Below are 12,420 nucleotides of genomic sequence, written 5' to 3'. Positions count from 1 at the left end.
GAAAGCCACGAAGACCGTCGCCGCAACGACGGTCTTCGTCGCCTTGCTATGGCCGTTGCGGCACTTGCGTGAGTCGTTGGCCTTGAGCCGCGCCCCGACCCTGTGGCACGACCAACGGTATGGGTGACCTGCCGGTTGCCAAGGCGTTGGGTGAACTACACTCAAGCCACTTCTCACAGCGCTGCGCTGGTAAGCAATCATGCTTGATTACTTCGCCTTGGGTTTGTTGATTTTTGTCGGCCTGGTGCTGTTCTACGGGATCATTGTGTTGCACGACATCCCTTATGAAATCGCCGTGCACCGCAACCACCCGCATCAGGACGCGATCCACGCCACTGGCTGGGTCAGCCTGTTCACCCTGCATGCGCTGTGGCCATTCCTGTGGATCTGGGCGATGCTCTATCGCGAAGATCGCGGCTGGGGGTTTGGCGACGGCAAGTCGCCGCAAAGCCATGTGCTGCGCCTGGAGCAACAGGTGGTCGAGCTGCAGCAGCGCATCGACCGCCTCGAGGGAACATCCGCCACTGTCGATGCCGGCGAAGGCATCTGAGCCATGGACCTGTTGCTGATCCTCACCTACGCCGCGATCTGCGTGGCGATTTTCAAGCTGTTTCGCATCCCGCTGAACAAATGGACGGTGCCCACTGCGGTGCTCGGCGGCATCGTCATGATTGGCGCCCTGATCTTCACCATGAACTACAACCACCCGTATTCGGAGGTGGCGCGGTCGTATTTCGTCTCGGTGCCGGTGATCCCGGTGGTGACCGGCCAGGTGATCGAGGTGCCGGTCAAAGGCAACCAACCGCTGGAGAAGGGCGATGTGTTGTTTCGCATTGATCCGACGCCGTTCGAGCACCGTGTGCGCTCGCTCAAGGCACAGATCATCGCCGCCAGGGGCGACCTGTACCGCATCAACGAGCTGATCAAGCGCAACTTCGGCACTCGCCGCGAGCAGGAAGCGGCCATCGCCCGGGTCGACGACCTGCAGGCGCAACTGGACAACGCCCAGTTCGAACTCGACAGCACCGTGGTACGGGCGCCAAGCAAGGGCTATGTCACCCATGTATCGCTGCGCGCGGGGATGATGGCCAGTGCCTTGCCGCTGCGCCCGTCAATGGTGTTCATCCCTGACGAAGGCCAATACTTCGCCGCCTGGATGCGCCAGAACAGCTTGTTGCGCCTGGTGCCGGGCGATGAAGCGGAAGTGGCCTTCGACGGCATTCCGGGCAAGGTCTTTCGCGGCAGGGTCAAGAATGTCATCGCGGTGATTGGCGAAGGTCAGGTGCAGCCCTCCGGCAACCTGGTCAGCTACACCGGTTCGCCCCCGCCCGGGCGCGTGCCGGTGATCATCGAGATCGACGATCCGGCGTTTGCCCAGTACGCCAAGCAGATGCCGGGCGGTGCCTATGGCCAGGCGGCGCTGTACAGCAAGCACTTTCCGCATATTGCCACGATGCGCAAGATTCTCCTGCGCATGGCGGCATGGATGAACTACATCTTCCCGTTTCATTGACGGCGTGCAAATGTGCGACCTGTGGGCGCGATGAGGCCGGTACAGCCAGCACATCAGATGGCGTCTGGATTACGACCGCTGCGCGCTCGATCGCTGGCAAGACCCGCTCCCACAAGTCCGGCGTACACAGATCCACTGTGGGAGCTGGCTTGCCAGCGATGGGGCCAGTACAGCCAGCACATCAGGTGGTATCTGGATTACGACCGCTGCGCGCTCGATCGCGGGCAAGACCCGCTCCCACAAGTCCGGTGTACACAGATCCACTGTGGGAGCTGGCTTGCCAGCGATGGGGCCGGTACAGCCAGCACATCAGGTGGTGTCTGGATTACGACCGCTGCGCGCTCGATCGCTGGCAAGGCCAGCGCCCACAAGTCCGGCGTACACAGATCCACCGTAGGAGCGGGCTTGACCCGCGATGAGGCCAGTGCTGCAGAACTAGGCCGCCCGCGCCTGACGTATTGGCAGCTCGATCCTGAATGTAGTGCCGGCACCGAGCTCGCTGTGCACGCGGATTTCCCCTCGATGGCGCTTGATGATCCCGTACGACAACGACAGGCCCAGCCCCGTCCCCTGGCCCACAGGTTTGGTGGTGTAGAAAGGGTCGAAGATCTTTTGCAGGCTGTCGGCGGCAATGCCACTGCCGGTGTCGGCCACTTCGATCCACACCTGCTCGCCATCGCAGCCGGTACGCAAGGTGATGGTGCCGCGCTCCGGGCCTATGGCCTGGGCGGCGTTGACCACCAGGTTCATGATCACCTGGTTGATTTGCGAGGGCAGGCACTCGACCTCCGGCATTACCCCATAGTCTTTGATCACATCGGCCTTGTACTTCAATTCGCTGGCAACGATGTTCAGGGTCGAGTCGATCCCCTGCTGCAGGTTGGCCCATTGCCAGTCATGGTTCGAGTCCACCCTGGAGAAGTCCTTGAGGTCTTTGACGATTCGTCCGACTCGGCTGATACCGTCCTTGGACTCGCGGATCAGCAGCGGGATGTCATCGAGGATGTAGTCCAGTTCGATCTCGGTGCGCAGTTCTGCCAGGTCCGCGCTGAGTGTTGTCGGGTCGATGGCCGTTTCCGCCTCGCGGTAGGCCTTGAGCATGCCCTGCAAGCGGCTGAAATACTCGTCCAGTGCACCTAGATTGGACGAGACGAAGCCGATCGGGTTGTTGACCTCATGGGCGACTCCTGCAGCCAACTGGCCCAGCGACGCGAGCTTTTCCGATTGCACCAGCTGGCTTTCCAGCAGCTTGCGCTCGTCGATCTCGCGCTGCAGGGCGGCGCTGGCCTGGGTCAGGGCCAGGGTGCGCTGCTCGACGCGCTGTTCCAGTTCGTTCATCTGCAACTGGGCACGGGCGGTCATTTCCCATTTGGTGGTGAGGGTGTTGGCCATCTGCAAGACTTCGATGTTGTCGAACGGCTTCTTCAGGATCAGCAGGCGGTCATGGCCGTTCAGACGGTCGAGCAGTTCATCCCAGGAATAGTCCGAGTAGGCCGTGCACACCACCACCTGCAGCAACGGGTCGTGCTGCCACAGCGCTTCAATGGTCTGCGCGCCATCCCAGCCATCGGGCATGCGCATGTCGACGAAGGCCAGGGCGTAGGGGCGCTGACGGCTCGCTGCCTCGAGCAGTTTGCCCAGGCCTTCCTCGCCGCCGTAGGCCGAATCGAGTTCGAACACGGTGGCGGCGGTCTTGGGCGTTTCGCCGAACAGGGCGCTTTCCAGGGCATCGAGGTCGGCGTTGACGGCGGATTGCGGCGCCAGGATCTTGCGAAAATCGTCATGGATCGCCGGCGTGTCATCGATCAGCAGGATGCGCCGGTTGCAGGGCTCGGACATGATTCACCTTCGGCGATTATCAACGGGATTTGCAGGACGAAGCGCGCACCCTTGCCAGGCCCGTCGCTGTAGGCAAGCAGATGGCCGTTCATTTCCACCGCGGCCAGGGCGCAGCTGTGCAAGCCGAAGCCGTGGCCTTCCTTACGGGTGGTAAAACCGTGGGCAAAGATCCGCGTGATGTTTTCCGGGGCGATGCCTTCGCCTTCGTCGGTGACGCTGATCTGCAGCGTGTCGTCATCGAGCCGTTTTACCCCCAGGGTCATGTTGCGGGCGTGGTTGCACACGTCCGACATGGCGTACTTGGCGTTGCTGATCAGGTTGATCAGAATCAGCAGCAGGCGGTGTTTGTCCCCCATGATCCGCGGCACCTCGTCGTATTCCTTGAGCACCGTGACGTGGTGGCGGGTGAGGGCGCCGGCGTTCATGCGCAGGGCGTCTTCGAGCAATGTGCTGACCTCCAGCGGCTCCAGCAACGTGCTGGCCCCGGCATAGGATTGCTGGGTGGCGACGATGTCCTTGATGTGATCGACGCTCTTGCTCAACTGGGTCAGCTCGTCGGCCATTTCCTTCTGTTCAAGGCTGATCGCCTCGACCAGCTGGTTGAGGTAGCCAGGGAGCATTTTGCCTTTGGCGTCTTCACTGAGGAAACGCCCCAGGTCGTCGGGGTGCTCATTGATCAGCTGCATGGCCTTACCCAGGCCCAGGGCCTTGCTGGTGCGCAGCTTTCGGGTCACCAGGTCGGCGGAAATATTCACGCTGTTGAGCACGTTGCCGACGTTATGCAGAACGTTGGTGGCGATTTCCGCCATGCCGGCCTGGCGTGCGGTATCGAGCAGTTCGCTCTGGGTGTCCTTGAGCTGGCGGGTGCGCTCCTCGACCCGTTGCTCAAGCTCGTCGTTGGCACTGAGCAGGGCGCGGTTGACCCGGTTGATCTCGCTAAAGCTGCGCATCAGGCGTATGGCCATGTAGATCAGCAGCAGGACCAGCAGGGTGGAGAACACCAGCAGGTAGAAATGGTACTGCTGGTCGACCAGGGCCACGGCGCGCTCGTCGCGATCGAGCATCAAGGTGATGTCGTCCAGGCGTACCGCCACCGGCACCGCCTCGATCTGTTCAAGCAACTGGTTGACCCTGGGTTGCTCGCGAAGGATCAAGGCGATGTGGTTGCTGAGGGTATCGATGGGGGCGTGGAACTCGATGGGCAGGCGGTCTTTGTTGATGGCCAGCTTGTTCAGCCCGACCAGTATGTCGGCGGCCTTGTCGTCGGTGGTCATCTGGGCGAATTCGAGGCTGCTGAGCATCAGGTCGTAGGTGTCGGTGGCGATGTTGTGCAGGCGCAGTTTGTCGGCATCGGCAAGCTGCCCCAGCTGGGCCTGGATACCATCTTCGGCGGTCGGCAAGAAGGCCAGGGAATTGCGCAGCACGGCGTTATGCGACTTGAACTGCTCCACCAGCCGGGACTTCTGCGCCAGCGCATCCCGGTAATCGGCATGGGCTGTGCGCCAGGCGGGTGTGTCGCTTTGGCCATGCAGGGCCTCTGCGGTCTCGAACGCTTGCCACAAGCGCGTCATCTCCACCAGCGGCGACACCAGCGGATCATAGTTGTGGCTGATGGTGATGCGCGCCTTGAGGATCTCGTTTTCCCATTGGGAGTTGTACTGCTTGATCTGCCGGACAAGGTCGCGCGCCTGGGCGTAGTTTTGTGTTTCGTCGGCCCTGGACATGAAGTACAGGTACACCAGGACCGAGGCCAGCAGCGCCGCACTGACGCCCAGCAGGAGCAAACCGCGTCGGTGGGTCAGTTTCATAATGGCTTGCCCTCCCATTCACCGGTCAGGGTCTTGAGGAACTGGACAATCAGCGCCTTGTCTTCGGCGCTTGGCGTGCGCCCGAGCTGGTAGCGGAACATGACATCGACCGCCGCTTCCAGGGTCGCCGCCGAGCCGTCATGAAAGTACGGTGCGGTGACCGCGACATTGCGCAGGCTGGGCACTTTGAACACATGCCGGTCGTCCTCCTCGCCAGTGACGTTGTAGCGCCCCAGGTCCGCCTCGGTCGGGTTGCCGCGGTCTTTGAAGTAGTCACCCAGCACACCGAACTTCTGGAACATGTTGCCGCCGATGTTCACCCCTTGGTGGCAGGCGATGCAGCCGTACTCCTGAAAGCGCTGATAACCGTATTTTTCCTCGGTTGTGAGGATCTCGGTGTTGCCTTGCAGGTAGCGGTCGAAGCGCGAGCCGGGGGTCAGCAAGGTGCGCTGGAAGGTGGCCAGGGCATTCTGGATGCTGTGCTCGCTGACGCCATCGCTGTAGGCCTGGGCAAAGCTGCTGCGGTACTGCGGGTCGGCGGCAATGCGTTGCACCACTGTCGTCCAGTCGCTGCCCATTTCAGTCGGGCTTTGCACCACCAGGTGCGCTTGCTGCTCCAGGGTTTGCGCGCGGCCATCCCAGAACTGGCGAAAATTCAGCGCGGCGTTGAACACGCTGGGCGTGTTGACCGGCAAGGGTTTGCCATCGACGCCGAGCGAGTGCGGCAAACGGTCGGCGCCGCCGTGGTCGAGTTGATGGCAACTGGCGCAGGACAAGTCGTTGTTGCTCGACAAACGGGGATCGAAGAACAGCTTGCGGCCCAACTCGACTCGTTCGGCGGCCACCTGCGGTAGCACCGGCAGTGGCATGAGTGGGCCGCCAACGCTTTGTGCCAGGCTCGTGGCGCTGCTGCCAAGGGTTGTTGCCAATACCAGCAAGGGGAGCAAGTGTGCCATCCATGTGCTCTCAGTCGTGGGGTTCGATGCGCTGTCCGGCGGTGAGCAGCAAGCGGGAAAACGCTACAGGGTCGAGCGGTTTGCTGAAGAGGTAGCCCTGGCCTTGCTCGCAGTCCTGGGCTTTAAGAAGCCGCAGTTGCTCGGCGGTTTCGATCCCTTCGGCGATAACGTTCAGGTTCAGGTTCTTGCCCAGGCTGATGATGCTGCTGACCAGCCGCGCATCGTTGTTGTCGCTGCCCATCTCGCGGACAAAGGACTTGTCGATCTTCAACACATCGACGGGAAATTTCTGCAGGTAGCTGAGGCTGGAGTAACCGGTACCAAAGTCATCGATGGCCAGGCGCACCCCCAGTTGCTTGATCGCCTGCAGGGTGACGACCGTGGCATCGACGTTGTGCATCAACACGCTTTCGGTGATTTCCAGCTCGAGCAGCGCTGGCTCGAGGCCGCTGTCGTTGAGGACCTCGGCGAGGTTGTCGACAAAGCCGCGCTGGCGAAAGTCGATGGCCGAGACGTTCACGGAAACACTCAGTGGCGCCATGGCTTGCGCTTGCCATGCGCGTGCCTGGGCACAGGCCCGGCGTAGCACCCACTGGCTGAGGGCAATGATCAGGCCGCAGTCTTCGGCCACCGGAATGAAATCGTCGGGGTACACCCAGCCGTGGCCAGGGCGTTGCCAGCGTATCAGCGCCTCGGCACCGACGATGGTGCCGCGACGCAAGTCCACCTTGGGTTGATAATGCAGAACAAACTCATCGCGCTTGAGGGCCAGGCGCAGGCCGCTTTCCAGTGACTGCTGGCGGCGGGCGCGCAGGTTCATGTCGTCGATGAAAAAGTTGAAATCGTTGGGGCCGTTGTCCTTGACGTTGCGCATCGCGGTCTCGGCTTTCTTGATCAGCATCACCGGGTCGCTGCCGTCATCGGGATAAAGGCTGATACCCATGCTCGCGGTCACCGTAAGGTCATGGCCCGCCAGGGCATGGGGCAGGCTGATCGAGGCCAGGAGCTTTTCGGCAACACCCTGGGGCTGCTGCGGATGCACGATGTCGCTGAGGATGACCACGAATTCATCGGCGCCGTAGCGGAACACCGAGTCCGATTCGCGTACGCTGCTGGTCAGCCGGGCAGCGACCTGCTTGAGTACTTCATCGCCGACCGGATGGCCAAGGGCGTTGTTGATTCGCTTGAAACGGTCCATGCCGAGGAACATCACCGCGGCCTTGCGCTCGTGACGACGCGCCTGCAACAGATGCTGGGTCAGGCGGTCGCCGAGCAGGGTGCTGTTGGGCAGACCGGTAAGCGCGTCGTAGTGCAGCAGGCGGGACACCTGCAACAGCTCCTGCACCCGCTCCTCGACGGTGCGTTGCAGATCATGCAGCTTGCGCGTGGCGTCCTGGGCCAGTTGCCACTTCCAGCTCAGGGCATTGGCCATCTGGCGGATTTCCAGGCTGTCGAAGGGCTTTTTCAGAATCAGCAACTGGTCGCCGAACTCGATGTGCTCGGCCAGCTCGTCCCAGGAGTAGTCCGAGAAGGCAGTGCACAGCGCAATCTGCAGGTGCGGGTCGGCCTTCCACAAGGCCTTGACGGTTTGCAAGCCATCCCAGCCGGGCGGCATGCGCATATCGGCGAATGCCATGGCGTAGGGCCGGCCTTGCGCGCGTGCGCGGGTGACCAGCTTCAGCGCTTCTTCGCCCTGGTAAGCGGAATCGAGTTCGAAGTTCAGGCGTTGCCGGGCAGGTGAGCCGAACAGCAGCGCCGTGGTATCTTCCAGCGAATCAACGCCCATCGGTTCGGGGCTGAGGATCTTGCGAAAGTCCTGATGGATTGCCGGGGTATCGTCAATGATCAGGATTCGCCGGTTGGCCGGTTGGCTGAGCGGGTTCATCGCTTTACCTGCATCAGTTGCGCGCTGTCGAGTTTCAGCAGCGCCAGTGCCTGGGCGCTGTCGAGGCACTGGCTCAAGGTATGGCCGAGCGGTTGGGCAGGCTCGCTACCGAGGCCATCAGGCACCTGCGGCAAGGCTTGCCGGTCGGTGATGATGCCGATGCCGACGTCACGGGCAAAGTTGATGATGGCGCGTAACGTCTGCGCGCAATCAGGGTCGTTGCTGGCACTGTCGAGCAATTGCGGCGCCAGCTTGAGATGGTTGACCCGGTAGGTCTTGAGGTAGTCGAACGAGGAATACTCGCTGCCAAAATTGTCGATGGCGATCGTCACCCCCAGTTCGCAAAGCCGGGGGAGAATATCGTTGTGGGTCCATTTGGTTTGCGCCAAGGTCGCCTCGGTGACGTCAAAGCGCAACTCCCAGGGGCAGAGGCTCCAGCGAGCGGTGGTGCGCAATACGTCGTAGATCAGGTCGGCGCCAGACTTGAGCTGGGTCAACGAGACCTTCAAGGCGATCAACGGTGGCGCGATACCCAGGTCATGCCACTGGCGCATCTGCCGACACGCCTGGTCCAGCAGCCAATGGCCAAGGGCAATGCTGACGCCGGTTGTTTCGGCCGCCGGCATGAACACCTCGGGTGCCAGCCAGCCGCGCTCGGGGTGCAGCCAGCGCACCCGGGCGGCCATACCGAGCACCTTGCCATTACTCAGGTCGACCTCCGGCAGGAACTGCAACTGCAGTTCATCGCGCTCCAGCGCCTGTTTCAGGTCGTTGGCCAGGGTGACCCGCTCGGTGACTTCGCGGGTGATCTCTTCGCTATGGAACTGGAACTGGTTGCGGCCTTTTTCCTTGGCCCGGTACAAGGCCATGTCCGCTTGTGCCAGTAAACTATCGGCGCTCAGGCACTGGTGGCTGTACAGGCTGATGCCGATGCTGGTCGACAGGCGCACGGCATTGTTGTCCAGCTGGTAGGGCTGGGTGAGGGCATCGCGGACCTTGCCGGCCAGGGCGGCGCAGTGGGTCGGCTCGTCCACGTCCAGTTGCACAATGGCGAACTCGTCGCCACCGAGGCGGGCAACCACATCGTTCTCGCGGGTGCAGGCGCTGATGCGTCGTGCCGCTTCCTGCAGTAACAGGTCACCGATCGGATGGCCCAGGGTGTCGTTGATCCGTTTGAAATGATCCAGGTCCAGGTAGAACATCGCAAATGGCGCTGCCCCTCGTCTGGCGGCGGCAAACGCCTGGTGCAGGCGCTCAATCAGTGTGGCCCGGTTGGCAAGGCCGGTGAGGCCGTCAGTGCGGGCCATCAGGGCGAGGTTCTCTTCGGCCAGGCGGCGCTCGGTGATGTCGAGGATGATGCCCTCGATTTCCACCAGTTGGCCCTGGGCGTTGCGTACCGGGATGTAGCGGTTCTCGACCCAGCGCAGGCCGCCATCGGCGGTGCGCAGGCGAAACTCGATGGAGGCTGCGGCAGCATCACGGTCCAGTACCCGCACCATGGCCTCGTCGAGCTTGCCCAGGTCATCGGCATGCACCAGGGTGCTGGCCCAATCCGCACTGCCGACCAGCTGGGTTGCCGAGTGACCGAACTTGGTGATGTTGTGCGAGATGTACATCAGGGCGAATGGCGGCTCGCCCCTGAGCCGGTAAAGAATGGTCGGGCTGTTCTGCACGATGATGTTGGCATCGGCCAGCTCCCGGGTGCGCGCTTCGACCGCCTGCTCCAAGCGTTCGGTCTTGAGTTCAGCCTGTTCGGTCATCTGCCATTTGACCGTGAGGGCGCTGGCCATCTGCCGGATCTCGATGGCATCGAAAGGCTTTTTCAGGATCAGCAGGCGGTCGCCCAGATCAAGCTGGCCGGCGATGTCTTCCCATGAATAGTCGGAATAGGCGGTGCAGAGTGCGACTTGCAATTTGGGATCGACTTGCCAGAGCCGTGCGACGGTCTGCAGCCCGTCCCAGCCAGGCGGCATGCGCATATCGATGAAGGCCATGGCATAAGGCGCCTGGGCGTCCAGGGCCGCCTCGACCTTGGCCAGCGCCTGCTCACCCTGGAAGGCTGAGTCGAGGACGAAGGGCTGGGCCGGCGCCGTCGGCGTGGCGCCGAACAGGGCGTATTCGGTTTCCCCCAGTGCATCGAAGGCGCTGGAGCCGCCGCCGAGGATCTTGCGAAAGTCCTCATGAATTGACGGCGTATCGTCGACGATCAGGATCCTGCGATTGATGTCGGTCAATGGCTGGCTCATCGCAACGCTCCGACGGCGCGCGTAACCGGCAAGTAGACGTGCATCGGGCAACCCTCCCTGGTAGCAATGCTTATGAATGCCTTCAGGGCCAGCATAGTCAGGCAAATGCCGGCGCGCGAGCCCGGACACAAAGGTCGACCGTTTCGGCAAATGTCATCTAGCCTGTGCTGAGGCGTTGTTGCGCTTGCCCACGGTACAAGGACGGCATCATGGAAGAACCCCTAGCGGATAGACCCAGCGTGCTGCTGGTCGACGACGAAGCCTCGATTCTCAACAGCTTGCGCCGCCTGCTGCGCAGTCAGCCTTACGAGCTGTTGCTGGCCGAAAGCGGCGCCCAGGCCCTTGAAGTGCTTGAACAGCGCCCGGTCAGCCTGGTGATCAGCGATGCACGCATGCCCAACATGGACGGCGCCACCTTGCTGGCACACATCCACCAGCGCTTTCCCGCGACCTTGCGGATCCTGCTGACCGGTTATGCCGACATGGATACCATCGCCAAGGCGATCAACGACGGTCAGATCCACCGCTACATCAGCAAACCCTGGAACGATGAAGAACTCCTGGTGACCCTGCGCCAGGCCCTGGCCTACCAGCACTCGGAAAGCGAACGGTGGCGCCTGGAGCAGCTGACCCAGGCGCAAAACCAGCAACTCAAGGCGCTCAACGCCAGCCTCGAACAGCGCGTCGCGGCGCGGACTGCAGAGCTGCAGCAAACCGCCGACATGCTCGACCTGGCCTACGAAGAGCTCAAGCGCAGCTATGTCACCGGCACTGAAGTGTTTTCGCTGCTGGCCAACCTGCGCCTGCCCAAGGCCAAGCAGACCAACCGCCAGGTCATCGAACTGATCCGCGTGTACTGCCGCCGCCACGGCCTGGACGAAAGTCGCAGCCGCGACCTGAGCATGGCGGCGGCGTTGTACAACATTGGCAAGATGAGCTGGAACGACAGCATGCTGACCTGCCCGGCAGACCTGCTGCCGCACGCCGAGCGTGACCTGTACCGGGCCTACCCGAAACACAGCGAATCGTTGGTGATGACCCTGGAACCGATGAAGGAAGCGGCGCGAATCATCCTCCACCATCAGGAGCGCTGGGATGGCAGTGGCTTCCCCGCACGCCTCAGGGGCGAAGCGATTCCAGTGGGGGCGCGCTGGTTGAAACTGGCGGTGGATTTCATCGAGCTGCAACGCGGCTTGATCCTCGAGCGGCACATGAACAGCGACGAAGCGCTGGTGTACATCCGCAAATACGCCGGCAAGCTCTACGACCCGGGGCTGGTGGAGGATTTCGTCAAGGTCTGCGCCGAGTTCCTCAGTGACGTGACCCTGGCCGACCCGTCGGTCAAGGTCATGACCACCCGAGAGCTGGCCGGCGGCATGGTCCTGGCGCGCAATCTCAATGCGGATAACGGCATGCTCCTGCTCAATGCCGGCAAAGTGCTGAGCGAGGCGCTGGTGGAAAAGCTGATTGCCTTCGAAGAGATGGAGGGCGGCAAGTACAGTGTTTTCGTCAAAATCCCCGAAGAGCAGGCGCTGCCTGTCGTCGCGGGGTAGACGGTTGATGCGCCGGAGTACAAATGTACTCCTGGGTGCCGGGCCACTCCTCGCGCCGCGCCGCCGCTCCCGCAAGGCGGCTACACTGTTTCTACTGCCCGCTACCCCGGAGTCCATCATGAACAGGTTGCCATCCGTTGGCCTGTGCCTGGCTTTGTCGGCTGTGTGCGCCCAGGGCTGGGCCGAGACCGTGGTGCCGCTCAAGGGCCAGAGCGCCGAGCAGGTACAGATCGATATCAACGATTGCCATAACATTGCGGCCAGTTCGGCCACCACCGAGGCGCATGTCGGTGGCCGGGTGCGCGGCGCTGCCGTCGGTGCCGCGGCCGGCGCGGCGGGCGCCGAGGTGCGGGGCCGTCAGCATGACGAGCTCTACGACCGGGTCGACGATGACGTCAAGCAGGACTACCGGCAGAACCGCGCGCAGGAGACCGCTGCTGCCGGGGCTGTGGTGGGTGGCGCGCGCCAGCGTCAGGAGCGTCGTCAGGACCGGCGCAGCACTGCATCGAGCAGTGCCTCGGCCTACACCAGTTGCCTGCAGGGCAAGGGTTATCAGGTCACGCCATAAGCGCCGCTGGTCGGCTAGTCTGCTGGTTTTGACCGGTAGGCAGGCAGCCGAA

Annotated in this window: 9 protein-coding genes; 4 read left to right on the top strand and 5 right to left on the bottom strand. The window is 62.5% G+C overall.

Features of this window, described 5'->3' with window-relative positions:
• Positions 1–199: 199 nt before the first annotated feature.
• Both PspR32_RS13760 and PspR32_RS13755 read left to right on the top strand, forming a co-directional pair.
• Entirely contained in the window at positions 200–550 is a 351-nt protein-coding gene (locus PspR32_RS13760; protein WP_010227119.1) for a DUF3302 domain-containing protein, read from the top strand.
• A gap of 3 nt (positions 551–553) precedes the next feature.
• Positions 554–1,513 (top strand): HlyD family secretion protein, encoded by a 960-nt coding sequence (locus PspR32_RS13755; protein WP_010227121.1) that lies wholly within the window; start codon positions 554–556, stop codon positions 1,511–1,513.
• A gap of 435 nt (positions 1,514–1,948) precedes the next feature.
• Here the strand turns inward: PspR32_RS13755 and PspR32_RS13750 are convergent, their stop codons facing one another.
• Genes PspR32_RS13750 through PspR32_RS13730 form a run of 5 tightly spaced genes read right to left on the bottom strand, consistent with a single transcriptional unit; the run spans position 1,949 to position 10,247 of the window.
• Positions 1,949–3,352 (bottom strand): ATP-binding protein, encoded by a 1,404-nt coding sequence (locus PspR32_RS13750; RefSeq protein WP_159388699.1) that lies wholly within the window; start codon positions 3,350–3,352, stop codon positions 1,949–1,951.
• On the bottom strand, positions 3,319–5,160 hold the full coding sequence (locus PspR32_RS13745) for a DAHL domain-containing protein (RefSeq protein ID WP_159388698.1): 1,842 nt from the start codon (positions 5,158–5,160) through the stop codon (positions 3,319–3,321). The genes PspR32_RS13750 and PspR32_RS13745 overlap by 34 nt, the downstream gene beginning before the upstream one ends.
• Entirely contained in the window at positions 5,157–6,116 is a 960-nt protein-coding gene (locus PspR32_RS13740) for a cytochrome-c peroxidase (protein WP_026001130.1), read from the bottom strand. The genes PspR32_RS13745 and PspR32_RS13740 overlap by 4 nt, the downstream gene beginning before the upstream one ends.
• 10 nt (positions 6,117–6,126) lie before the next feature.
• Positions 6,127–8,001 carry a putative bifunctional diguanylate cyclase/phosphodiesterase gene (locus tag PspR32_RS13735; protein ID WP_159388697.1) on the bottom strand — a complete coding sequence of 625 codons (1,875 nt, stop codon included), beginning with the start codon at positions 7,999–8,001 and terminating at the stop codon, positions 6,127–6,129.
• The gene (locus tag PspR32_RS13730) at positions 7,998–10,247 is read right to left on the bottom strand and encodes a putative bifunctional diguanylate cyclase/phosphodiesterase (protein WP_159388696.1); all 2,250 of its coding nucleotides are present in this window, start codon (positions 10,245–10,247) and stop codon (positions 7,998–8,000) included. The genes PspR32_RS13735 and PspR32_RS13730 overlap by 4 nt, the downstream gene beginning before the upstream one ends.
• Before the next feature lie 209 nt (positions 10,248–10,456).
• Here PspR32_RS13730 and PspR32_RS13725 point away from each other — a divergent pair, with 209 nt between their 5' ends.
• Complete coding sequence (locus PspR32_RS13725; RefSeq protein ID WP_100783080.1) at positions 10,457–11,800, top strand: HD domain-containing phosphohydrolase; 1,344 nt, start codon at positions 10,457–10,459, stop codon at positions 11,798–11,800.
• 118 nt (positions 11,801–11,918) lie between these two features.
• A complete protein-coding gene (locus PspR32_RS13720; RefSeq protein ID WP_159388695.1) occupies positions 11,919–12,368 on the top strand; it encodes a YMGG-like glycine zipper-containing protein in 450 nt (149 codons plus the stop codon).
• Positions 12,369–12,420 lie beyond the last annotated feature (52 nt).

The organism is Pseudomonas sp. R32 (assembly GCF_009866705.1).
Taxonomy (GTDB): Bacteria; Pseudomonadota; Gammaproteobacteria; order Pseudomonadales; family Pseudomonadaceae; genus Aquipseudomonas; species Aquipseudomonas donghuensis.
The sequence above is the reverse complement of the archived record's forward strand: the minus strand, read 5'-3'. Positions and strand labels throughout refer to the sequence as shown.